The organism is Carboxylicivirga sp. M1479, assembly GCF_007097485.1.
In the GTDB taxonomy this organism is placed as follows: Bacteria; Bacteroidota; Bacteroidia; order Bacteroidales; family Marinilabiliaceae; genus Carboxylicivirga.
In genome coordinates this window covers 25,454-49,860 of sequence record NZ_VKDE01000035.1, presented here as the reverse complement: position 1 = coordinate 49,860, position 24,407 = coordinate 25,454, and the positions used below count along the sequence as shown (strand labels likewise).

Annotated in this window: 26 protein-coding genes; 19 read left to right on the top strand and 7 right to left on the bottom strand. The window is 38.2% G+C overall.

What is annotated here, in order from left to right:
- Positions 1-28 precede the first annotated feature (28 nt).
- From FNN09_RS18110 to FNN09_RS18045, 14 genes are all read left to right on the top strand, one after another.
- Positions 29-1,348 (top strand): pyridoxal phosphate-dependent aminotransferase, encoded by a 1,320-nt coding sequence (locus FNN09_RS18110; protein WP_143303895.1) that lies wholly within the window; start codon positions 29-31, stop codon positions 1,346-1,348.
- A 127-nt stretch (positions 1,349-1,475) separates the two neighbouring features.
- Positions 1,476-1,712, top strand: a complete 237-nt coding sequence (locus FNN09_RS18105) for a ferredoxin family protein (RefSeq protein WP_143303894.1) — start codon at positions 1,476-1,478, stop codon at positions 1,710-1,712.
- Between the two features lie 30 nt (positions 1,713-1,742).
- On the top strand, positions 1,743-2,825 hold the full coding sequence (locus tag FNN09_RS18100) for a 3-methyl-2-oxobutanoate dehydrogenase subunit VorB (RefSeq protein WP_143303893.1): 1,083 nt from the start codon (positions 1,743-1,745) through the stop codon (positions 2,823-2,825).
- A 3-nt stretch (positions 2,826-2,828) separates the two neighbouring features.
- A complete protein-coding gene (locus FNN09_RS18095; RefSeq protein WP_143303892.1) occupies positions 2,829-3,593 on the top strand; it encodes a thiamine pyrophosphate-dependent enzyme in 765 nt (254 codons plus the stop codon).
- A gap of 28 nt (positions 3,594-3,621) precedes the next feature.
- Positions 3,622-4,176: a 2-oxoacid:acceptor oxidoreductase family protein gene (locus tag FNN09_RS18090; RefSeq protein WP_143303891.1), complete on the top strand. Its 555-nt coding sequence runs from the start codon at positions 3,622-3,624 to the stop codon at positions 4,174-4,176.
- 101 nt (positions 4,177-4,277) lie between these two features.
- Positions 4,278-4,604 (top strand): hypothetical protein, encoded by a 327-nt coding sequence (locus FNN09_RS18085; protein WP_143303890.1) that lies wholly within the window; start codon positions 4,278-4,280, stop codon positions 4,602-4,604.
- 53 nt (positions 4,605-4,657) lie between these two features.
- Entirely contained in the window at positions 4,658-5,650 is a 993-nt protein-coding gene (gene bioB / locus FNN09_RS18080; protein ID WP_143303889.1) for a biotin synthase BioB, read from the top strand.
- A gap of 8 nt (positions 5,651-5,658) precedes the next feature.
- Positions 5,659-6,951, top strand: a complete 1,293-nt coding sequence (gene bioA, locus FNN09_RS18075; RefSeq protein WP_143303888.1) for an adenosylmethionine--8-amino-7-oxononanoate transaminase — start codon at positions 5,659-5,661, stop codon at positions 6,949-6,951.
- On the top strand, positions 6,948-8,114 hold the full coding sequence (locus FNN09_RS18070; RefSeq protein WP_143303887.1) for an 8-amino-7-oxononanoate synthase: 1,167 nt from the start codon (positions 6,948-6,950) through the stop codon (positions 8,112-8,114). The genes bioA and FNN09_RS18070 overlap by 4 nt, the downstream gene beginning before the upstream one ends.
- The gene (locus FNN09_RS18065) at positions 8,104-8,772 is read left to right on the top strand and encodes a DUF452 family protein (RefSeq protein WP_143303886.1); all 669 of its coding nucleotides are present in this window, start codon (positions 8,104-8,106) and stop codon (positions 8,770-8,772) included. The genes FNN09_RS18070 and FNN09_RS18065 overlap by 11 nt, the downstream gene beginning before the upstream one ends.
- Positions 8,735-9,568 carry a methyltransferase domain-containing protein gene (locus tag FNN09_RS18060; RefSeq protein WP_143303885.1) on the top strand — a complete coding sequence of 278 codons (834 nt, stop codon included), beginning with the start codon at positions 8,735-8,737 and terminating at the stop codon, positions 9,566-9,568. The genes FNN09_RS18065 and FNN09_RS18060 overlap by 38 nt, the downstream gene beginning before the upstream one ends.
- 2 nt (positions 9,569-9,570) lie before the next feature.
- Entirely contained in the window at positions 9,571-10,254 is a 684-nt protein-coding gene (gene bioD / locus FNN09_RS18055; RefSeq protein WP_143303884.1) for a dethiobiotin synthase, read from the top strand.
- A 132-nt stretch (positions 10,255-10,386) separates the two neighbouring features.
- The gene (locus tag FNN09_RS18050) at positions 10,387-10,758 is read left to right on the top strand and encodes a hypothetical protein (protein ID WP_143303883.1); all 372 of its coding nucleotides are present in this window, start codon (positions 10,387-10,389) and stop codon (positions 10,756-10,758) included.
- A gap of 92 nt (positions 10,759-10,850) precedes the next feature.
- Positions 10,851-11,240, top strand: coding sequence for an SRPBCC domain-containing protein (locus FNN09_RS18045; protein WP_143303882.1), 390 nt, complete (start codon positions 10,851-10,853; stop codon positions 11,238-11,240).
- Positions 11,241-11,326: 86 nt separating this feature from the next.
- Here FNN09_RS18045 and FNN09_RS18040 read toward each other — a convergent pair whose 3' ends face one another.
- On the bottom strand, positions 11,327-11,854 hold the full coding sequence (locus tag FNN09_RS18040) for a DUF4251 domain-containing protein (RefSeq protein ID WP_143303881.1): 528 nt from the start codon (positions 11,852-11,854) through the stop codon (positions 11,327-11,329).
- A gap of 143 nt (positions 11,855-11,997) precedes the next feature.
- Between FNN09_RS18040 and FNN09_RS18035 the strand changes: the two genes are divergently transcribed.
- Positions 11,998-12,195: a hypothetical protein gene (locus tag FNN09_RS18035; RefSeq protein ID WP_143303880.1), complete on the top strand. Its 198-nt coding sequence runs from the start codon at positions 11,998-12,000 to the stop codon at positions 12,193-12,195.
- A gap of 10 nt (positions 12,196-12,205) precedes the next feature.
- Entirely contained in the window at positions 12,206-12,766 is a 561-nt protein-coding gene (locus FNN09_RS18030) for a hypothetical protein (protein WP_143303879.1), read from the top strand.
- Between the two features lie 20 nt (positions 12,767-12,786).
- On the opposite strand, the gene FNN09_RS18025 is transcribed toward FNN09_RS18030, so the two are convergent.
- Positions 12,787-13,551, bottom strand: a complete 765-nt coding sequence (locus tag FNN09_RS18025) for a YdcF family protein (protein ID WP_143303878.1) — start codon at positions 13,549-13,551, stop codon at positions 12,787-12,789.
- Positions 13,552-13,641: 90 nt separating this feature from the next.
- On the opposite strand from FNN09_RS18025, the gene FNN09_RS18020 reads away from it, so the two are divergent.
- Positions 13,642-14,175, top strand: coding sequence for a nitroreductase family protein (locus FNN09_RS18020; protein WP_143303877.1), 534 nt, complete (start codon positions 13,642-13,644; stop codon positions 14,173-14,175).
- A gap of 431 nt (positions 14,176-14,606) precedes the next feature.
- On the opposite strand, the gene FNN09_RS18015 is transcribed toward FNN09_RS18020, so the two are convergent.
- On the bottom strand, positions 14,607-15,593 hold the full coding sequence (locus tag FNN09_RS18015; RefSeq protein WP_143303876.1) for a DUF6588 family protein: 987 nt from the start codon (positions 15,591-15,593) through the stop codon (positions 14,607-14,609).
- 26 nt (positions 15,594-15,619) lie between these two features.
- Entirely contained in the window at positions 15,620-16,786 is a 1,167-nt protein-coding gene (locus FNN09_RS18010; RefSeq protein ID WP_143303875.1) for a hypothetical protein, read from the bottom strand.
- Between the two features lie 165 nt (positions 16,787-16,951).
- Between FNN09_RS18010 and FNN09_RS18005 the strand changes: the two genes are divergently transcribed.
- Positions 16,952-18,988 (top strand): M3 family metallopeptidase, encoded by a 2,037-nt coding sequence (locus tag FNN09_RS18005; RefSeq protein WP_143303874.1) that lies wholly within the window; start codon positions 16,952-16,954, stop codon positions 18,986-18,988.
- A 39-nt stretch (positions 18,989-19,027) separates the two neighbouring features.
- On the opposite strand, the gene FNN09_RS18000 is transcribed toward FNN09_RS18005, so the two are convergent.
- Complete coding sequence (locus FNN09_RS18000; protein ID WP_143303873.1) at positions 19,028-20,434, bottom strand: adenylate/guanylate cyclase domain-containing protein; 1,407 nt, start codon at positions 20,432-20,434, stop codon at positions 19,028-19,030.
- 182 nt (positions 20,435-20,616) lie between these two features.
- On the opposite strand from FNN09_RS18000, the gene FNN09_RS17995 reads away from it, so the two are divergent.
- Positions 20,617-21,438 (top strand): hypothetical protein, encoded by an 822-nt coding sequence (locus tag FNN09_RS17995; protein WP_143303872.1) that lies wholly within the window; start codon positions 20,617-20,619, stop codon positions 21,436-21,438.
- 26 nt (positions 21,439-21,464) lie between these two features.
- Here FNN09_RS17995 and miaA read toward each other — a convergent pair whose 3' ends face one another.
- Both miaA and FNN09_RS17985 read right to left on the bottom strand, forming a co-directional pair.
- A complete protein-coding gene (gene miaA, locus FNN09_RS17990; protein ID WP_143303871.1) occupies positions 21,465-22,403 on the bottom strand; it encodes a tRNA (adenosine(37)-N6)-dimethylallyltransferase MiaA in 939 nt (312 codons plus the stop codon).
- A gap of 42 nt (positions 22,404-22,445) precedes the next feature.
- Positions 22,446-24,362: an ATP-dependent DNA helicase RecQ gene (locus tag FNN09_RS17985; protein WP_143303870.1), complete on the bottom strand. Its 1,917-nt coding sequence runs from the start codon at positions 24,360-24,362 to the stop codon at positions 22,446-22,448.
- Between the last annotated feature and the right edge of the window lie 45 nt (positions 24,363-24,407).

Sequence of the window (24,407 nt, the reverse complement as noted above, 5' to 3'; positions counted from 1 at the left end):
GCTCGCAAAATAAAATAAATCACACCACATGCAATCACACACTAAAACACCAATTAATGCTGAAATTGTCACTAAGGTTTTAGCGAAATATCAGATTGGTGACTTAAACAATGCTACAATTAGAGAAATTGTATCCATTGTAAACGATATTGAAGAAGAAAGTGGAGAAAAGTTCATTCGTATGGAAATGGGTGTTCCCGGACTCATGCCGTCGGAAATTGCTACCAATGCAGAAATCGAGGCATTAAAGAGAGGAGTTGCATCCAAATATCCTATGTTGGAAGGAATTAAGCCTTTGAAGGATGAGGCAAGTCGTTTTGTGAAGGCATTTCTAAATTTAGATATTTCGCCTGAGTGTTGTGTGCCTACGGTTGGGTCTATGCAAGGCTCATATGCTAACTTTCTGGTGTGTGGTCAACTTTACAAAGAGCGTGATACCTTGTTGTTTATCGATCCTGGGTTTCCGGTTCAAAAACAACAGTTAGATGTACTCGGATATAAATACGAATCATTTGATGTGTACGATTATCGTGGTGAAGCGCTGCGTGATAAGTTAGAATCGTACTTTAAGACAGGAAAGATATCTTCCGTTGTATACTCCAACCCCAACAACCCAACATGGGTGTGTTTTACCGAATCTGAGTTGCAAATTATTGGTGAGCTGGCTACCAAGTACGATGTGGTAGTTATTGAAGATTTAGCATACTTCGCAATGGATTTCCGCCAGGATTTATCCAAGCCTTTCGAAGCGCCCTACCAGGTGTCTGTGGGGCATTATACCGATAATTATGTATTGCTTATATCTAGTTCAAAAGCATTTAGTTATGCCGGGCAACGCATGAGCTTAACGTGTATGTCAGATGAGCTGTACAATCGCCGTTATGCTAACTTACAAGAGCGTTTTGGTGTTGATAAATACGGACAGGTGCTGGTTACCCGTGTGTTGTACGCTTTGTCGTCAGGTACTGGCCACTCTGCCCAATATGCCTTGGCTGCCATGCTAAAAGCTGCTAACGATGGTGATTTTAACTTCTTAGAAGAAGTGATTGATTATAAGAACAGAGGTAAAGTGATGAAAGAGCTATTTTTAGCTAATGGATTTAACTTAACCTATGATAAAGATATAGACGAACCATTGGCTGATGGTTTTTATTTCACTGTTTCGTTTGGTGATTTGACCGGAGGTCAGTTGCTTGAAAAATTATTGTATTATGGAATTAGTGCCATAACATTAGGAAAAACCGGAAGTAAGCAAGAAAGTTTACGTGCTTGTGTATCGCAAACAGGAGCAGAACGATTTGATGAATTAAAAAAGCGACTGGAAGCATTTAATGCAGATAATGCATAAAGTTGATGGATGCTATCAAATCATAAGCTTGTTTATATCCTTTATAAACAAGAGTATACTGATGGTGGTTCTGTGAAAAGTAGACGAATAAGTTTAAATTTGTAACATCTATTAAAGACTCTATAAAATGGCAAAAGCAAAAGGTGCAATTGTGGTTGATACAGTAAGGTGCAAAGGCTGCGGTGTTTGTACAACGGTGTGTCCCACAAAGGTAATTGAATTGGCAGCCGAGGTTAACGGCAAAGGGTATCATTACGCCTATATGGCAAATCCAGATGCCTGTATTGGTTGTTCTAATTGCGGGATAATTTGTCCCGATACTTGTATTACTGTTTATCGCGCTAAAGCAGGTGCTACTGCTTAATGTAAAACTCATAAAGGAAATTAGTCACACATGAGAGAACTAAAATTAATGAAAGGCAACGAGGCGATTGCTGAAGCAGCTATCCGCGCCGGTGTGGATGGATACTTTGGATATCCTATTACTCCTCAATCGGAAGTAATGGAAACGCTGATGGCCGAGAAGCCTTGGGAGACAACAGGGATGGTTGTGTTGCAGGCAGAGAGTGAAACAGCATCTATTAATATGGTGTATGGTGGTGCCGGTTGTGGTAAGCGTGTAATGACTTCTTCATCAAGCCCTGGTGTAAGTTTGATGCAGGAAGGTTTAACTTATTTGGCAGGAGCCGAATTACCTTGTGTAGTAGTAAACGTTGTACGAGGAGGTCCTGGTTTAGGAACGATTCAGCCAGCCCAGTCTGATTATTTTCAGACAGTAAAAGGTGGTGGACATGGCGATTATAAATTAATTACCCTAGCGCCTGCTTCGGTACAAGAAATGGCAGATTTTGTTGAGTTGTCTTTCGACTTGGCATTTAAATATCGTAACCCAGTAATGATTTTGTCTGATGGTGTTATTGGCCAGATGATGGAGAAGGTGGAGCTTAATGAGCAAAAGCCACGTTGGACTGAGGATTATATCAATGAGAATTATCCTTGGGCAACAACGGGTAAAAAGGCCAATCGTGCTAAAAATATCATTACTTCAGTGCAGTTAGAAGCTTCTGTTCAGGAAGAGTTTAACCATAAATTGCAAGCAAAATATCGTTCGGTAGAAGAGAACGAAGTACGCTTTGAAGAGGTAATGTGTGATGATGCAGAATACCTAATTGTAGCATACGGATCAAGTGCTCGTATTTGTCAGAAATCAATAGAAATAGCCCGTGCTAAAGGTATTAAAGTAGGTATGCTTCGTCCTATCACTTTATACCCATTTCCAACAGAGCAGCTAATGAAGAGAGCCAAGCAGGTAAAAGGAATGTTATCTGTTGAGATGAGTGCTGGTCAAATGGTTGAAGATGTTAAGTTAGCAGTTGAATGCTCTGTACCAGTTGAGCATTTTGGTCGTTTTGGTGGTTCAGTACATTCACCAGGTGAGGTAGTTGAAGCATTGGAGCAAAAATTAATAGGAGGTTAAGCAATGTCAGATATTAATACAATTATAAAACCTGAGAATCTTATCTATAAAAGAACCGACGTTCTTTCTGATAATGATTTAAGCTACTGTCCTGGCTGTGGTCATGGAACAGTACACAAATTAATTGCTGAGGTAATTGAAGAAATGGGTATTCAGGATACAACCATTGGTATAGCACCAGTAGGATGTTCTGTATTAGCCTATAATTATTTAGAAATTGATTGGCAACAAGCAGCTCACGGTCGTGCGCCAGCATTGGCAACAGCTGTTAAGCGTTTAATGCCTGAGAAAAATGTATTCTCATACCAGGGAGATGGCGATTTAGCTGCGATTGGTACTGCAGAAACAATTCATGCTTGTAACCGTGGCGAAAACATTGTAATGATCTTCATTAACAATGGTATCTATGGAATGACAGGTGGTCAGATGGCACCTACGACATTGCCTGGTATGGCGGCATCAACTTGTCCTCACGGACGTGATGTAAGCCATGATGGTGAGCCAATTAAGATTTCTGAGATTTTAGCTCAACTACCTGGTACATGTTACGTTACTCGTCAGTCGGTTCATACAGCTGCCAATGTGCGTAAATCTAAAAAAGCTTTACGTAAGGCTTTTGAAAACCAACAAGCCAACAAAGGTACTTCATTGGTTGAAATTGTTTCAAACTGTAACTCAGGTTGGAAAATGACACCTATCAAGTCTAATGAATGGATGGAAGAGAATATGTTCCCTTATTATCCACTAGGTGACATTAAAAATCAGTAGTTCGGTTTAATCTTTTAAAATTTAAGAAATGAAAGAAGAAATAATTATAGCCGGATTTGGTGGACAAGGTGTGCTTTCAATGGGTAAGATTTTGGCTTATTCAGGCGTTATGCAAGATATGGAAGTTTCTTGGATGCCAGCTTATGGTCCGGAAATGCGTGGTGGAACAGCCAATGTAACTGTTATATTGAGCGATGAGCGCATTAGCTCGCCAATTCTACACGAATATGATACAGCCATCATTCTTAACCAACAATCGATGGATAAGTTTGAAAAGGATGTGAAGCCAGGAGGTACATTAATTTACGATGGTAATGGTATTACTCGTCATCCAGAGCGTACAGATATTAATATTTACCGTGTTGATGCAACTGCTGAAGCAGCTCGTATGCATGCTGTTAAAACATTTAACATGATTGTGTTAGGTGGGTATTTACAAGTAAAACCTGTGGTTGAAATGGAGAACGTTGTGGCAGGTCTTAAAAAGTCATTGCCTGAGCGTCACCACCACCTTATTCCAATGAATGAGAAAGCGATTACACGCGGAGGCGAAGTGATTAAAGAAGTTTCAATGGTGAAATAAGCCATTCAAATTATAAGTTTAAGGAGCGTATCATTTTTGGTACGCTCTTTTTGTATTCTTAAAATCATGTGTTGCACAACAATATATAACAGTTCGTGCGTATGCTAAATATTATTAGTTTTGCGCACATGTTTTCTCAGCAGCCATCACATAGCAATCAACAAAGGCATCGTTTCAAACGATGGAGCCGTAAAGGTTATGCTGTTTTTAGCTCCTTAGGATCAGTTGTGCACATTGGTTGCCTGTCTGTTTCGTTGTTGCAAACAATTAGTCAAATGCTGTTGTGCATTGAAACAGTGTTAGATCAATCGTTGAAAGTAGATGATGAGGACGATGATGTAAATTTAGAGGAAAATGAATTAATGCTAATTACCATTGTAGATGCTAATAGTGCATCGGCATGTGAGATAAATAAGATATTAATATAGTAACAACCGCCAACAGGGAATCACCTTGTTGGCGGTTTTTTATTTGTAAAAACATGATACAAGAGATTAAACAACGAATTTTAAATGGTGGCTCTATTAGCAAGGACGAAGCAATCACTTTATTAAATTTTGAAGACAAAGAGCAATTGTATGCTTTGGCTGATGATATTCGATGTGAATTTAAAGGCGACTTTTTGGAGATGTGTTCTATTATGAATGCCAAGTCGGGAAAGTGTACCCAGAATTGTAGCTGGTGCTCGCAATCGATGTTTCACAATACCAATGTGGAGGAGTATGAATTAGTAGATTTAAAAGAAGCTGAAGAATTGGCCGAGGAGAATGCTCAAAAGGGAGTTTACCGTTTTTCCTTAGTGACCAGTGGAAGAGCTATCTCTAATAAAAATCTGGATCAGTTATGTGGTGTTTATAAAAATATCAAGCAAAAAACGCCAATTCACCTCTGTGCATCAATGGGTTTACTCAATCGTTCGCAGTTAGATAAATTGTATGCATCAGGTGTGAGACATTATCATTGCAACATAGAAACAGCGCCATCTTATTTTAAAGAGGTTTGTACCTCACATACCATCGAAGATAAAATAAGAACCATTAAGCAGGCACGCGAGGCCGGTATGGGTGTTTGTTCTGGTGGTATAATTGGTATGGGTGAGAGCATGGAGCAACGAATTGAAATGGCTCTTACCTTGCGTGAGTTGGAGATAGAATCCATACCAATTAACGTGCTTATGCCTGTTGAGGGAACTCGATTGGCCAATGTGGAGCCCTTAACAGACGAAGAGGTATTAAGCACATTTGCCTTGTTTAGATTAATTAATCCTACAGCACATATACGTTTGGCGGGAGGACGCAACCTGATCAATCATATTCAGGATAAAGCTTTGAAAGCTGGTGTAAGTGCAGCCTTGGTGGGCGATTACCTAACCACAATAGGAACTAATATCAACCAAGATAAAGATGCATTTAGTTCGGCCGGCTTTCGCCTTGATCATGAGTTGTGTGTCAATAGGGAGTCAGCTTTAAAATAAACATGGAAATGACCAATATGCAAGAGATGCTGCAAATAGATCGAAGGCACATTATACATCCTTATACATCTATGGATAATCCACTACCCATTTATATGGTCGATAGGGCGGAGGACTGTTCGATATACTTGAAGGATGGACGTGTGTTGACTGATGGTATGTCATCGTGGTGGGCAGCTATTCATGGTTATAATCATCCGGTATTAAATAATGCTGTGCAAGAGCAATTGAAGCAAATGTCTCATATCATGTTTGGTGGTTTAACACATGAGCCAGCCATTGAGTTAACTCAGAAATTGCTGGCTATCGTGCCCCAATCATTGCAAAAAGTTTTTTATTGTGACTCTGGCTCTGTGGCGGTTGAAGTGGCCATGAAGATGGCTCTTCAGTATTGGAATGCTTTAAAGCAAGATGAAAAATGCAAGTTTGCTACTATTCGTTCTGGCTATCATGGCGACACTTGGAATGCTATGTCAGTGTGTGATCCGGATACAGGAATGCACCACATCTTTAATAAATCATTACCGATTCAATATTTTGCTCCGCAGCCTCAAAGCCGATTCGGAAATATTGATGTAGAATATGATTTGGCTTCAATACGTGAATTGTTTGAGAAACGTCACCATGCATTGGCTGCAGTTATTTTAGAGCCCATTGTGCAAGGTGCCGGGGGTATGTGGTTTTATTCGGCCAACTATTTACGAGAAGTGCGAGAGCTATGCTATAAATACAATGTGTTGCTAATTGTTGATGAGATTGCAACAGGCTTCGGTCGTACAGGAAAATTGTTTGCATGTGAGCATGCTGGTATTGAGCCTGATATTATGTGCTTGGGTAAGGCAATTACAGGTGGGTATATGAGTTTTGCTGCTACTTTAACAATAAGTAAGGTGGCGAGTGCAATCAGTAATGGTTCTCCAGGTGTGTTTATGCATGGTCCAACGTTTATGGGTAATCCTTTGGCATGTGCTGTAGCGAATGCAAGTATAGATTTATTATTGAAATCAAATTGGCAAGCTAAAGTACTACATATCCAAAAGGTGTTATCAAGTGAGTTGGCGGTTTGTGAACAGTTGCCGGGGGTTAAGGAGGTTAGGTGTCTTGGTGCCATTGGTGTTGTTAAGATGTTTCATTCAGTAGATGTGGGGTCTATTCAAAAACGCTTTGTAAATGCGGGTGTTTGGATTCGTCCATTTAGTAGAAATATGTACCTAATGCCTCCATATATTATAACAGATGCTGAGTTGAAAAAATTATGCTCAGCCATCTATCATGTCATTCAATTAGAAGCTCAAAAATGATCTACCACGAACAAATAGAATCAATAATAGATACAGGCTTGCTTCGAGAGTTTAAACAGGTAGTACCGGAAGAATCAGGGAGATGTATTTATGAGGGAAGAGAATTGTTAAACTTAACATCAAATGATTATTTAGGTTTAGCTACCAATACTTCGTTAAAGCAGGATTTTATGCAAGAGGTGATGGATGATCCAAAACTTCTGGGGTTTGGAGCTTCTTCATCGCGCTTGCTGACTGGTAATAGCGATTTGTATGATGATGCGGAATACCTGCTAAAAATGAACTACTCAGCTGAGGCAGCACTGTTTTTTAATAGCGGATACCATGCCAATATGGGTATTTTACCATCCATAAGCGAAAAAAAGGATTTGATCTTATCCGATAAACTTTGTCATGCTAGTATTATTGATGGCATTCGATTATCACAGGCAGATCACCTGCGCTACCGGCACCTGGATTATGAACAACTGATGATGATTTTACAGAAGAAACGTCACTTGTATCAGCGTGTTTTTATAGTTAGTGAGTCGCTTTTTAGCATGGATGGTGATACAGCTGACCTAGCGCGATTGGTTACCATTAAAGAACGTTTTAATTGTTATTTATACATTGACGAAGCACATGCTGTTGGTGCTATTGGCGAAAATGGTTTGGGGGTATGTGAGCAACAAAATGTTGTAAGTAAAATCGACCTAATCGTTGGAACACTAGGTAAAGCGTATGCTTCAATTGGTGCTTTTGTAATTCTAAGCCAAACACTCAAAGTGCTCTTGGTTAACAAAGCGCGTACTTTAATTTATACTACAGCTTTACCGCCAATTAATATGGCCTGGAATAAGTTTGTTATAAGGCAAATGATTCAATTTAGGGCTCAACGTATCAATTTAAGCAAGCTATCACATCATCTTAACGAGGAGTTAAAGAAAAAGGTCTATAAAGTACACATGAGTCATATTGTTCCAATTATGATTGGAAATAATCAATCGGCTGTAGAGTTGGCAAATCACTTGCGAAAAAAAGGCTTTCTGGTTTTTCCGATAAGGCCACCAACTGTTCCTAAGAATACGGCCCGACTGCGTATTTCATTAACGGCAAATATGCACTTAAGCGATTTAAATGAATTTGTGAATCTAATACCTGAATATCGAACATATGAAGTATAGCTGGTTACATAAAACAAATGCCGAACAACTGATTTTATACTTTAATGGTTGGAGTTGTGATGAGAAGCCTTTTCAGTTTTTAAAAAGTAAAAAGGCCGACGTTTTAATGTTCTACGATTATAGGAGTATATCATTGCCTGAAGAAGTGCTTTCTCAATTGGATAAGTATTCGAGAGTATATGTGGTGGCATGGTCATTTGGGGTTTGGGTTGCACAAATGCTTATGTATCCAATAAAGCATAAAATTTACGAGGCCATAGCCATTAATGGAACCTTAAAGCCATTAGATATAGAATGTGGTATTCCTTTACCCATTGCCATGGGTACTCTTGCCGGCTTGTCCGAAGTAAATCTGGAAAAGTTTCACAAACGCATGTTCTGTCATAGGTCTCAATGGGAAAGATTCAATAATCGTAAACCAGAGCGCTTGATTGATGATGTGAAAAATGAATTGTTTTTGCTTTATCAGCATTTTAAGGTGCAGAAGCTACAAACTAAGTTTTACAACAAGGCAATAATTGGCTCAGAAGATCGCATTTTTTCAAGCGAGAATCAGATGCGCTATTGGGAAAGAAATAATACCAGGATTTTAAAGTTGAAGCAAGGGCATTTTTGTTTTTATGAATTTACTACCTGGCAAGATATCATCAGTTTATAAGGAAATGGAAACAGCTATTGAAGTTCAGAAACAGCAGATGGAGATTGATAAAGTTTTACTAAAACAGCGTTTTGAGTCAGCCACTAATTCATATGATGCCCACGCTACCGTTCAGCAAAGCATGGCGTGTAAGTTGGTGGAATTATCACGCAAGTATTTGCCCGGTGACCAGTTGAAAGTTCTTGAGATTGGCTGTGGGACTGGTCTTTTGACACGTCAAATTATTCGTAATTTTCACATATCTGATTATGTCGTTAATGACCTTGTAGACAATGTGAAGCATAATATTGAAACCATTCTTAAAAATAAGGTTGACCACCCTAGCTTTATAGCTGGTGATGCTGAGTTGCAGATGTTTCCAGGTTTAATGAGTAGTATATGGTCTGGTGCTACCATTCAATGGGTGACTGATTTAACTGCCTTTTTTGCTAGGATGTCAGCTCTGTTAATTCCAAATGGTTTTATGGTGTTGTCTTCATTTGGACCAAATAATTATGCCGAGATTAAAGCAATTACTGGGCGTGGAATTGATTATCCGAGTAACGATCAGGTAATTCATTTCGCTAGCGATCACTTTGAATTGGTAACTATGCATGAATGGCAAGAACAATTGTGGTTTAAATCTCCTCGTGAAATCTTAATGCATATGCGTAATACTGGCGTAAATGGCGTAAGTCGTTGTGGGTGGAACAAAGGAAGTTTGAAGAATTTCACTGATGCTTACCACCAATTTGCTCAGTTTGATAGGTTCCCAATGACTTACCATCCGTATTTAATGATTTTTAAAAAGAAATAAGTATGTCTACATTTTTTATAACCGCCATTGACACTGATAGTGGCAAAACTGTGGTCACAGGATTATTGGCCAAATACCTAAAAGACAAGGGAGTCAATGTTATGACAATGAAGCTTGCGCAAACTGGTTGCCAAGATGTTTCGGATGATATAGTTGTACATCGCCAATTAATGGATGTGCCTTTATGTTCAGACGACCACAAGGGTATTACTTGTCCGTATTTATTTAAATTTCCTGCAAGTCCACATTTGGCAGCCAAAATGGAAAATACCACAATTGAAAAAAGTGAGTTGCTGACAGCCAAACAATTGATTGAGGAAAAGTATGAGCAAGTTTTAATTGAGGGTGTTGGAGGTCTTATGGTGCCAATCAATCTTGATACTTTGGTGCTTGATTTTATACAAGAGAATAGTTTGCCGGTTATATTAGTTACGTATGGTCGTTTAGGCTCCATCAATCATACCTTACTCACTTTGGAAGTTCTTAAATCTCGTGGCCTCTCACTTTATGGACTTGTGTATAATCATTTCCCCATTACAGAATCTGAAATCACATTGGATTCGGCGCAGCTTTTAAAAACATATCTAAAACGTTACTATCCTCAAGCATTATGGGGTGAAGTTCCGGTGCTTCGAACCTTAACTCATGCTTTGGATAAAAGCTTATTTCAAGGCTGGTTTGAATAAAATCAATTGGTATAAGTAGTTTGCAATACCATACCTTGGTTTGGTCAACTTTCAATAAATAAAACTTGCTATTGCATGCATTTGTAAACGTTTTTTTCTAACTTTTTAGTGTTGCTGATAAAAGTTAAGACTATGAAAGGTGGTAAAATAAATATGATCGATCTTGATTTTGAGTATAAGATGTGGAAGAATCGTCTTAACTTGTTTATAAAAGAAATTGAGATTTTGAAAGAGCGAAATGAAGAGGTTAAAAATGAGGAGTTTATTGCCGAGCTTAATACGGTGGAGCTTATGGTGTTGGATGAGCACATTGACCAATTAACTAAGCATGTTAATCGCATCAAGGTACAGGAGAATGAGTTGCAGTTTTATAACAAAGATTTCCCCATTACCAGCAATCATCAGTATTATAAAGAGCACACCGGTTTAAGAGAAAAGATGAATGATGTTTCGAAGATTCATTTTAATAGAGTTGCAGACCTGATCGTTGCATTGGGTATTTAGTAGCGTTTTCAGATATGGCTTGGACTAAGAACTTACGTGATATACCTCATGTAAGTTCTTTTTTTTTGTTTCTTTGCTTAAAATATTAAATCATGTATAAAGATTTTAAATCACGCGTAAAAGTAAAGGCGGAATTGGAAGATGCGTTTGCAGCTTTTATCAATCCATTTACCATTGAGTTGTGGAGTGGATATCCGGCTGTTATGAGTGATGAGCCAAACTCAGAGTTCTCTTTGTGGGAGGGTGATATAGTAGGAAAAATACTTGAGGTTGAAGATCAGAAGAAAATAGTGCAAGAGTGGTACTTTGGCGAACAAACAGATGCCTCTATTGTAACATTAAAGTTTTTTGAACAAGGAGGTTCTAAAGTGCAAATAGACCTCGAACATACAAATATACCTGAAGAGGCTTTTGATGACATTGTTGAGGGGTGGAATGATTACTACTTGGGTGCCATCAAAACGTTTTTGGAAGTACAATAACAAATTCAACGGTAGTACGCAATACAATATAGAAAGGGGCCGCAATGTATGTGGCCCCTTTTGTATGATCGTATAAATTAATTTTACTAATCTTTCTTTTTGTCTTCTTCAATTTTTGAAATGCTACCATTGTAGCTTATGTGGCTTCTGTTGTTACTCGTAACACTAACCGATGTACTGCCGCCATAACTAATATCCATACTAATGCGATAGGTGTCGTTATCACCTCTTGCTTCAAAGCTATAAGTTAAGCGCATCTTCTTTTCATTAATTTCTATTTCTTCGTTTTCAATGCTAGTCTTGTCAAATTTGATTCCTTCTCCACCTCCGTAAGGAACAGAAAACCCACGACCAAAAAATGGCATGTCACCTTCTGTTTCAGAATCCATGATTTTCACAAAACCATAATTGGTTGTGAGGTCAATTGAGCGACCGCCCTGCGGGAATGCTCTGTCCGGAACAAAGATAAATTGTTTACTATCTACCAACTTCTTTGTCTCGGTAAATTGCTCCATGCGTTTTTCTTTCTTGCTTTTTTTATCCTTAGCTAATGCAACCTGGTTGGGCATTAGTAAAAATGATGAAAGAATAAGTATGCTAAATAATGATTTCATATCAACAAAAATTTAAGGTTAAATAAACTATGTGTTTTAATATTATGTACTGTATTTAATTGCTTTAACATTGCATTTGTCCAATTCGTAACATAAATTTAAAATTGTATTTTTACAAACGCATAATTTGCTAAACAAATAGTATGCCACAGCATCAAATTAATAACAAGTCATTCCGTTGTTTTGTTTGTGAACAGAACATTAACAGTGTTGATGTTCACTATCATTCAAAAGTTAATATGCCTATTTGCAGTGCTTGTAATAATACCTTAGAAGAACGGGAGAAAGTGAATGAGCTACTCGATGGTTTGGCTGATGGTTTTGTGTGTGGATGTATTTAAACCTAATCTTATGAAGAAATTTAGTGTATTATTAATTGCATTTAGTTTATTTCAATCAGCATTTGTTTTAAATGCTCAAGATGAAGTTAAAACTGATGGTAGTAATGTTGAGGAAAATAAGCCATTTAAAGATAAACTATTTGCTGGCGGCAGTTTGGGCTTGTCCTTTGGTGATTATACCAATGTAACCGTAAGTCCGGTAATTGGGGTTCGGTTTAATCCTAAAGTGTATGCTGGCCTGGGTTTAGAGTATCAGTATACCAAGGATAAGCGCTATACACCATCTTATACCTATAATCAGTATGGAGGGCGCATATTTACTCAATACAATATTGTGCCCAATTTATTTGCCCATGCCGAAGTTGCGGGGTATAGTATGGAGCGCTATGTATTATCTGAAAAAGAGCGTGACTTTGTTCCTTTCGTATACATTGGAGGAGGTTATCGTCAAATGTTGTCAAAACGAAGCTTTGTAACCATGCAAGTGTTGTTCGATGTGTTACAACACCAACATTCTCCTTATAATTCTTGGGAACCAATATTTAGTGTAGGTTTTGGTGTAGGTATTTAAAACCAGGAATTACTGACTAATTATATGTAGCCTTTCATCTTATAAACAAGTAGTCCAAGCCATTCTTTTATCACAATAGGCCATAGCTGTAATGTTGTTAACGATGGTATAAAGTAATCGGCTGGTTTTAATGCCTGATGATTGCTGAAATATTGAGTGCCTAATGGACTTACTTCGAAACCCATTTTTTCAAAGCACTGTTGAGCACGTTTCATATGAAAGGCTGAAGTAATGAGGGTGATGTCTTTATTAATCTGTAAACTGTCGAATAGAGCCGCTGTATAAAAAGCATTCTCATGGGTGTTTCTCGATTTTTTTTCAAAGGCAACTTTCGACGAGTCAATACCAATGTTAATTAGGTATTCGTTCAAATAATCGGCTTCCGGTCGTTCCGTGAAATAAATCTCAGCTGATCCGCCGGAAATAATCATAAGCCTATCAGGGTTGTTTTTATGAAGTAATATTCCTTGTAAAAGACGATCGCTTGCGTCTTTAAAGTGTATGCGCTTTACCATTTCATCGTAGCTGGATAAACCTCCAAGTATGACCAAGGGCTTGGCATTTTTGTAATGTTCATTAAGGGCTTGACACGGCCCCTCCCAGTTGGTAATAAGTTTTTGAAATAAAAAAGTATTTGAGAATAGGAGAAAGATACTCACCGCTGCAGTGTACATTATTTTTTTAAGCCTGTACTTTTTGCTTATTCGTGCTCCTAACAATAATGCAATGCACCAGTTAAATGGAATAATAATAAAGCCTAATATTTTAGATAGTAAGAAGAACATTTGTTTTAATTAAAATTTGGAAGTTACGCGAGTCCTTTTAAATTTGTTGTAAAGAAATACATTGTTAGCTATCCATCAAAATTCTTGTTTATGCATTTTAATCAACTACTTCGTGAGCGTTACTCTATTCGAGAATATAAACCACTAAAGGTATCAAAGGCATTAGTTGTTGAAGTACTGGAGGCGGGGCGTATGGCACCATCGGCTGCTAATAAACAACCTTGGTGTTTTATTCTTGTGTCGCTAGATGAAAATTTGAATAAGCTTAAACAAGCATATGACAGGGAGTGGTTTAAAAATGTGCCACAAGTGATTGTAGTATGTGGCGATCATCAAGAATCGTGGAAAAGGAGTGTTGACAGTAAAGATCATTGTGATGTTGATGCTGCAATAGCCATTGATCACATGACTTTACGAGCCACTGAGCTTGGTTTGGGTACGTGTTGGGTATGTCATTTTGATCCAGAAATAGTTAGAGAAGCTTTGAAGCTACCTGAGCATATTGAGCCAATGGCACTATTACCATTGGGTTATCCTATTGAGATTAAGGCTCCCGCAAAAAATAGAAAAGCATTTTCTGATGTGGCCTTTGAAGAAGAATTTGGTACTCCACTAAAAAAATAAGGTCTGATTGTTTTTGAAGCTCGGAATAGTTCTTTGTTCTGGGTTTTTATGTGTCTTTATAATTCAAAAAAAATTTTCCACTAAAGCTCTAGGGAAGCAAAACGCTAGCGGGCTTAGACAGATGCTTAAAGGAAAGTGACAGTGTTGTCCGGGGGACTGTTAGGAGCTTACGGGGGATTGTTAGCATAGTTAGGGGCATTGCTTCAGTAGTAATCGTTAAAGTTATGGAGCTACTATTAATCCTTAGTAGCGTGCTCTTGATAGTCGTGTTCATACTCGGCATTGACAAATCGATACTTTTCGATACCTGAATCATGTTCGTTGTTATTATGGTAGTCCTCTTCACTGATGGCTTTTTTTCAAGGTCTATCGAGCATAAAAAAGCCCGAAACAATGATTGCTCCGGGCTGATTATTTAGTAATCTTATTTTTTATCTGAAATTGATACCAACACCAGCGGTAATAACCGAATATTCTCCCACCGTGTAATCTGCATGTAGCGAGAAGATAGCTAATCGCAAGCGCATTCCAGCGTTAAAATCAAAACCCGATGTTTTATATTCTAGGGCGATAGGCTTTGATGTATCTTCATAACCCACAAACTCACCAACCACATCAAAATTACTTGTAGTGGTGCCATAACCTAATCCAGTATAAAAAGAAACAACAGGCACGTTCACGCCAATAAGTAGTCGGGTAGTAAAGGCACCCGCCGTAGTTTCAAGGTTACCAGATCCTTCTCCAATTTCACCAGCAAAGCCTTCATTTGAAACTCCAAGTTTTGCATCAAAATCGGTGTAAGCGGCCAAAACAGATGCATTTAAAAATGGTACTCGTTTCACAAATGGGATATAATCTTTGATAGAGTGCTTAAGGCCAATTCCCCAAAGTCCCGCATCACCATAGTCACCATAGCTTGTTTTAGGCATAAAACGCCCCATAATCTCGGTGTGAAACGGAAGACCAATAGCAGCCTGTATCATCGGACTAACAAATACATCGGCATTTGCACCTTTCATATCTATAATGTTAGTTTTCGTTGGATCATCCTGAAAATAAAAGCCCATGCTCTCTTTGTTACTACCTGCCATGGTTGGTGCCATACCATCAGATTCAGGCGTTACGGCTTCTAGGCTTAAATTTGATGGGTCGAAGCTTTTTTTGCTATTTGGTGCTGTTGCGTAACTGGCCGAGAATGTAATATCAAAACCACCAATTTTGTGCACTTTAGCACTATTGTACCAACCACTATTTAAGTTAACCCCAAGCATTTCGCCGTAAGGTAATAGGTAAGATTGTGACAAGGTATTGGCATCTGCTTGTCCGGCTTTTAGGAAATCAACAATTTGACTTTGACCAAAAAGCTGTACACTGCTCGCTATTAAAGCAATGCTTAGAATTATGCGAATTTTTTTCATTTTTAATATGTTTAGGTATTTACTTTCTATGATTCTCCATTCAACAAAGATACTGCCTCTTTAACTGATATACGCTGATTTTTGTTGTATGCAACTATGAAACCTTTAATATTTTCTGCTTTCATTTCTGCTTTTGCCTTTTCTAAGTCTTGATATTTACCAACTGAATATTTAAACCAATTGTTAATATTCATCTCAATTATTTCTTTGCTGCCACTGTATAAACTCTCTATTTGCTCTGTTGATGCTGGTTTTTTGTCGGCCATAAATTGAATGGTTAGAAAAATATCCATCACAGTTTTTGGCTCTTCAAGAACAACTAATTCCTGTGTTGCTTTTTCTTCGACAAGCGGTGTAGCTTCTATTATTTCATCTACTAGTAGGGAGTCATTTTGTAGGGAGTCACTAGCCGTAGGAATGAGAGTAGCACCCATCGTAGCACCCATTGCAACAGCTGGTGTAGCAGGCACAGGCGTACTTGCTGTAGTTGCTTCAGGTGTGGCTTCAGCCATTACTGTTTCGTTTACAGGACTCATGCTTGTTGTGTCGGCAGCTGCTATCACAGGTTCTTCGGCAACAACTTCATTTATAAGAGTTGAGTCAGGCGCTACAGTTTCTTCAGCCAATAATGGAGCTTCCTCAACTATTTCAAGCTCACTTAGGCTTAAGATGCACTTAGTCTGTAGTTCAATTGCTTTTTGCTGATTGCTTTGCGCCAGTTCAATCAACTCAATCATTTTGTCGGGCGATGATAGATTTTCTGCTTTGTTGTACTGCTTCTTTGCTTTTCTTTCCAGATCTTTTGTATCATCGCGCATTTGCTTTGCTATTGAATTACCCGATTTTTCTATCGCTCTTAAATGGTCATCCAATACATCAATGTACTTCTTGTATCCATCCTGGTAATACAATGAAGCTTTTACCTTGGCTTGTGCGATTTTTTTATTCCGTTTGTTAATCTTACGGGTTTTAATTCTGCCATCAGCATTTTGTAAGGCCTCAACTTCTTCTTGTAAGTCTTTTGTTTCATCAACAATGTTATCGCCTTTTGATATTAGCTTTTCTGCAGACTCAATGCGTTTGTTCGACTTCTCATCAAGTGTTTTTGTTAAAGCTTTATCTTGAGAATTAGCGTGTTGAATTGTAAAAAATGCACAGGTAATAAATAATATTCTTAGAATTAAATGATTCATAGTAAGTAAGCGTTTGTGTGTTTTCATTCGTTTATAACTTCTAACATCTTCCCGTTAACGATTTTTAACGAACGTTATTCAAAAAGGTTTGTTGTTATTAAATGAATTTTACGCTAATTGATGTTTACTTTTGTTTTTTTATAATCCGACTAATGATTTATAATTATGCTAGATAATATTTTACAAAAAACTTTTGATACACCTTTTGAAACACCACCCTTTGAGTTGATTCAAGAGGATAGTTATTTACAGGCTTTTAAGGACTTGATTGATACAGCTAAGAAAGAGGTTGATTCTATTGTGAAGAATGCCGATGATCCTGATTTTTATAATATCATTGTGGCGCTTGAAAAGTCAGGTGGTCAGTTGGGAGTTGTGAGTCACATTTTCTTTAATCTTAACCATGCCGAAACAAATGAGCAGATGCAGGCAATAGCCCGCGAGGTTTCGCCTATTCTTACCGAATACTCCAATGATATTTGGCTTAATGAAGATTTGTTTAAAAAGGTAAAGTTGGTTTACGAGCACCAGAATAAAGGAGAACTGACCAATGAACAGGTGCAATTATTGGAAGAGACTTACAAAGGCTTTGTGCGCAAAGGAGCTTTATTAAAAGGGGCACAGCGTGATGAATATCGAAAAATTACCACCGAATTATCAAAGTTAACATTGCAATTTGGCGAAAATCTATTGGCCGAGACCAATGCTTATCAATTACATGTAAGCAATAAGGATGAATTAGAAGGCCTGCCTGATGGTGTGTTAGATGCCGCAGCTTCATTGGCAAAAAGTCAGGATAAAGATGGCTGGATTTTCACATTGCAGTTTCCTAGCTACATGCCGTTTATGAAGTATGCCAAAAACCGTGACTTACGAAAGCAAATGTTCATGGCCTACTCAAAGCGTGGTAATAATAACAACGAGCATGATAATAAAGATCTGATTAAAAGCATCGTTTCATTACGCGTTAACTTGGCTCAGTTATTAGGTTTTGAGAGTTATGCACATTTTGTATTGGAGGAGCACATGGCTCTACATCCCGATAAAGTAAATCGATTTTTACAGGAGTTGTTTGATGCTTCCATTGGTGTAGCTAAGCAGGATGTTAAAGATGTGGAGAGTTATGCTCAGGAAAATGGTTTGGAGGATGATTTGCAACGATGGGACTACCCACTATATAGCGAGCAACTTAAAGCGAAACGCTATGGTTTGGATGATGAAGCCACAAGGCCATACTTTCAGTTAGATAAAGTAGAGCAAGGCGTTTTTGGATTAGCTACGCAATTGTATGGTATCACTTTTAAACAGAATACAGATATATCAGTATATCACTCCGAGGTTAAGACTTATGAGGTATATGATAAGGATGGCAGCTTTTTAAGTGTTTTTTACGTTGATTATCATCCGCGTACCAGTAAGCAAGGTGGTGCATGGATGACGAGCTTTAGGGAGCAGCACAAAAATGGCAAAAAAGATGTGCGGCCACATGTTTCCATTGTTTGTAATTTTACTCGACCAACGGATAGTAAACCATCTTTGCTAACTTTTAACGAGGTGCAAACTTTTTTACACGAATTTGGACATGCCTTGCATGGAATGCTCAGTAAAGTGTGTTACGAAAGTTTATCAGGTACTAATGTGTATCGCGATTTTGTAGAACTTCCATCTCAAATAATGGAAAATTGGGGTACGCAAAAGGAGTGGCTTAAAGATGTAGGAGTGCACTACAAAACAGGGGAAGTTATACCTGATGAACTAATTCAAAAGATTATAGATAGCGAAAATTACCAAAGTGGTTATGCAACAGTTCGTCAGTTGAGCTTTGGAATGAATGATATGGCATGGCACTCACTAACTGAGGTGTTTGAGGGCGATGTGGCTGAATTTGAACAACAATCGATGGTTGCTACTGAGCTTTTTCCAACGGTTGAGGGTTCCGTTTTTTCAACAGGCTTTGCTCATATTTTTGATGGTGGTTATGCTGCTGGGTATTACGGCTACAAATGGGCTGAAGTGCTGGATGCTGATGCTTTTGAGGCGTTTAAAGAGGTAGGCGTTTTTGATAAGGGTGTTGCTGATAAATTTAGAACCGAAATTTTAGAGAAAGGTGGTACTCAGCACCCGATGGAGCTATACAAAAAGTTTAGAGGTCATGAGCCTTCTATTGAACCCTTGTTAAAGCGAAGTGGTTTAGTAAAGTAATAAAAAATAATAAGGGCTGAGTTTTGCTCAGCCCTATATTTATGCTTTTACCTTAATATTTAGCAAGCCTTCCAGGCGCTCAATCTGACTTTCTTTATTAATTTGCCTTAAGTTGCGAGCAGTTTCAGTGTAATACTGATGCTTTTTAATGAAGCTTAACTGCAGTTGGTTCCATTCATCTATTGTGCCAATCATGCTGCGTTCCTTAAGCTCCTGAAATAAGGTGTTCGACACAGGAATAAAATCGCTTCTACCTAAGTAATCAAGGTCTGAATCACATATTACCTGCTCCAGTATGTCTTTGGGTTCAGGAGGGAATTTGGTCGACATAATGAGTCGGCATACCGTGTCAATTTGATCTTTTGGGTACTTGTAATTGGTTAAAATATCACGGGCTATTTGTGCACCATGTAATTCATGTTCTTTGTAATCAATGGTATGTCCGCAGTCGTGGAACAAGCCCGCTAATTTGAGCAGTAGAATTTCTTCTTCTTTTAATCCTTCAGCCCAACCAATTAGTTCTACCTCGGTAACCACATCAATTGTGTGCTTTATGTTATGGTAATACAGGTTTTCTGGTAGTTTTTGCTCAAGTATATCCAATAATTCCTCCTGGATATCCATAAATTGAATCAGGTTGTATTTGGTTTTAAACCGTTGGTTTGGACGAATACCATCTCTATCGATTGATAATTTATAGCGAATACCATTTACCTTGTACATGTCTAAAAAGCCTTTGTACTTGGCTGGCATATGCCCATTTTCTTCAACACTAAAGAATTCTTTTATCAGCTCATAGGTCATTACCGATATATTAATATCTCCACCTTTACAAGCCATACCCATACGCGAGGCTATGTTGGTACTTTCTCCTGTAAGGGTGTAGGGCGAATTTTTCTTGCCTGTTGGCTCGCCAAGTACTGGCCCCGTATGTATACCAATGTTTACTTTCCAAAAAGCTTCTTTATCACCGTTAATGATGCAATTTTTGGCCGCAATTTGCATTTCCAGGGCCATGTTTACAACATCAATGGGGTTGGTTCTGTTTTCTTCTAAAATACCCCCTGCATATAAAAAAGTGTCTCCTATTGTTTTAACCTTTAGGATACCATACTTCTTGGCAATATCATCGAAGTTTAAATAGAGTTCATCAAGGGCATCAACCAATTCCTGAGGGTGGGCATGATCATTTAATCGATCAAAGCCATCGAAAGTGGCATATAGTATGGAAACCATTTTAAAGCGTTTCACTCTTTTTTTAGATGGTTGCTTTAAACGCTCTTCAATTTCTTCATACGAATACTCAGACAATAGATTGAGATACTTCTCATTTTGCTTTTGAATAACTTCATATCGTCCAACTAAACCCTGTAGCTGATCGTTCAGCTCTTTGTTTCTGTTGGCCAATTTTGTAATTCTTAATATATAATCTTCAATGCTTTCCATCGTTTGGGTATTTTGATTGAGCACTAAATTAATGCATTATTAATAGTATTAAAACAATGTACAGAAGCCATTATATAGCCGATTTCTGTAAAAGGTCAATTAACAATACGTTAATGGGATTAAAAATGTTATTTTTATTTATAATTGTTCTAAAAAATTACATTAACGTTTAAATAATGACAATGAAAGACCTAATTCTATTCTTCTTAATGGTGCTTTGTAGTACATCTTATGCTCAAATAACAAAGCAATGGCAAACAGGTCCGATTATGGAAGTGCCAGAGTCGGTAAAGTACTATACTAAAGAGAATTGTTTGTTTGTATCAAACATTGTTGGTAAACCTGCTGATAAAGATGGTAATGGTTACATCAGCAAGCTGTCTGTAGATGGTAAAGTTATCTCTCAAAAATGGTTGGTTGGTCTGGATGCACCTAAGGGCATGGCCATTAACGATGGGGTTTTATACGTATCTAATATTGATGAGTTAGTAGCGATCGATATTGAGAAAGCAGAGATATTGACTCGGGTTAAACGATCGGACGCAAAATTTTTAAACGATGTGACGGTTGCATCTGATGGAAAAGTGTTCGTATCCGATTCGGCAACGGGCATCGTTTATCTTTTGTTTAAAGGAGAATTAGTTGTTTGGCTGCAAAAAGAGGGAGTTGTTGGAGTTAATGGCCTGTACGCCGAACATGATTATGTGCTGGTCGGTACTAATACAAATATATTAAAAGTAGATATTGACACACGCGAAATGTCTGTTTTTGTCGAGACAACAGGGCAGGTTGATGGCTTGGAAGCAGATGGTTATGGAGGCTATTATTATTCGTACTGGAAAGGCGAATTGTTTTATTTCAAACCTGGCAATGAGCCTGTTCAGCTGTTAAATTCTTCTGTTGATAATGTGCAAAGTGCCGATATTGGCTATAATCCCAATACAAATGAGGTTTTAGTGCCAACCTTTTTCTCAAATGAGGTGGTATCGTACCTAAAAGATTAACACATGAGGATAGATTACGTGTGGAATTAGTATGTTTTGGGATACATCAACTGAATAACTTTTTCCACGCGCTCTTCCATCGGATCAAAAGCATCAACCCAATGTATGTGAGCACCTTTACGCTCCATGCCTCTGAACCATGTCATCTGTCTTTTGGCAAACTGATGGATGGCTACGTTCAGCTTGTCAAACATTTGCTGATAAGTAAGTTCGCCCATTACATGCATGGTTAAAAATTTATATTCCAAGCCATAATAAATTAAATCATCAGGAGCAACGCCACTATCAATAAGTTGTTTTACTTCATCGACCATACCTTCGTCGAAGCGCTTTTTTAATCGATCTGTAATTTTCTTTCTACGGGCATCTCTATCAATGTTAACTCCGATAATAAGAGGTTTAACATCTGGTAGCTCTACAACTATTCCTGGATTCTGCAGGTAAAATTCTTCTATTTCTATGGCTCGTATGGCTCGCTTAATTGTGTCGGTATCGGTTTGGTTATGAAGCGATTTGTATTTGCCCAATAGGCTGGTTAATTCTTGCAGGTTCTTGCCCTGCAAGCTGTCGCGTAGGGGTTGATCAACAGGAACATTTATTAATTTATACTTTTTAAGCACCGATTCGATGTACATTCCTGTTCCGCCGCACATAATTGGCCAGGCCTTATTGTTTTTTACCTTTTCAAATGCCTTAAAAAAGTCGGCCTGATATTCAAAAACATTGTATTTGTAACCAGCATCCACAATGTCGAGTAAATGATGGGGTATGGTGTAACCATCTATTGTATAATCCTCAATGTCCTTACCAGTTCCTAAATCCATCCCTTTGTATATTTGGCGCGAGTCGGCACTGATAATTTCTCCTTGTAAACGTTTGGCAAGGTGCGCTGCAAAAGTTGTTTTGCCCGATGCAGTGGGGCCAAGGATAACTAATAAATTATAAGGAGAATTGAGATCTTGCATGAGTGATAATTTGTGTCAAATTTATAACAAATTGGCCAATTATTATATACTATTGGGGCGATTCAAAATGAGTTGTCCCTTTTCGTTTTCTGAAATCACATCGTATTCCTCCAACCAACGCACTACCTTTTCAAGCTTAGGTTGCTTAATGTTTACACTTAGCAATAGTTCGTCAAAGCTTATGGCTTGTTTTTCTAGTTTTGATTCGATTAGCTCCTGAATCTCGTTAAAATCTTTAACAGGTAATTCTGTTTTTTTAATTGTGTTACAGATGTCGCAATGTCCGCAGTTTTCATTTTCTGTTTGACCAAAATAACTGATTAGTTGCTTGCTACGACAGATGTGAGCGACGGTGCCGTAATCAATTACACTCTGAATGCGCTCTTCATATTTCTCTTTTCGGTCTTTGTATATCTCTTTCCGCAGTGTTATGTATTTGCTGTCTTCTCGCGATGTTGTATAGCTAATGAGTGGTGTTTTCTTTTGAGGTATGTATTTGATAACACCTAATTTGCCCAGTTGTGTTAGGTGTTGATATATGGTGTTTCTTGATGTATTCATGCGTTTAGCCAATAAATCTTCATTAATTGGCACATACTCGGTAAACAAACCTGTATAGGATCGAAGTAATAGCTTTAAGAAATGGTCGTGATCTTCATTGGCCACCTGGAATTTATATAAATCATCTCTGCGCATGATGAAATGTACTTTGGCCGATAACTGCAGCTCTTCAGTAAATTCGATATATCCAGCTCGTTGCAGAATTTTAAGACAATTAAAAACAGTCATGAGGTTCATTCTGTACGACTTGCAAAAATGGCTTAAGTTAAAATCATACACCATACCAAATCCACTGCCCTCCGCCAATTGAAAGTAGTTGCCAAGTGCTTCGTACACCTGCAGAATTTTTTCTTTAGGAGGAAAAGTAACACTAATGCTTTTGTTAAGCCTCATTTTATCGTTGTTCGACCAAAGCAATACGGCAAATGCTTTGTGCCCATCGCGCCCTGCACGCCCTGCTTCCTGAAAATAGGCTTCCAAAGAATCGGGCGCATCCATATGAACAACCAGTCTAACATTGGGTTTGTCTATACCCATTCCAAAAGCATTGGTTGAAACAATAACCCTTGTTTGGCCATCAGTCCAATTTTTTTGACGCGTATCTTTCACTTCTTGTGGCATGCCAGCATGGAATGAACTGGACGAAATGTTATTTTTTACCAGCAGGTCGCTGTATTCTTGTGTTTTTTTACGATTACGAACATAAACAACTGCACTGCCAAGTACTTTATTTAAAATACTCAACAGTTGTTGTTCTTTGTCTTCAGCCTGACGAACAACGTATACCAAATTATCTCGTTTAAAGCTTTTTTGGAATACATTAGGTTTGTTAAACAGTAGCCTTTCCTGAATGTCTTTTACTACAAGAGGTGTTGCAGTCGCTGTCAGTGCTAGTATTGGGGCATCAGGAATATATTCACGTATGTTAGCAACCTTTAGGTAAGATGGACGAAAATCGTAGCCCCATTGTGAAATACAGTGTGCCTCATCAACCGCAATCAGGTTAATATTCATTAGTTGAACCTTATCCTGAAAAAGATCGGTTCCTAACCTTTCAGGGGAGAGGTAGAGGAACTTGGTGCCACCATAGATGCAATTGTCAAGGATGATGTTGATCTCGTGTCGCGACAAACCAGAGTGAATGGCAGCAGCTTTTATGTCGCGCTTTTTGAGGTTCATTACCTGATCTTTCATCAGAGCAATTAATGGCGTAACAACAATGCATGTGCCCTCCTTAGCCAAAGCAGGTACTTGAAAGGTAAGCGATTTTCCGCCGCCAGTTGGCATAAGACCTAAGGTGTCTTTACCATCTGCAACAGAGCGTATAATGTCTTCTTGTAAAGGACGAAAAGCATCATAGCCCCAATACTGTTTTAGTATGTGATGAAAAATATCCATGCGAAAGCAAAGGTAATATTAAGAGTTTAGCCCTGCTTGCTTGCG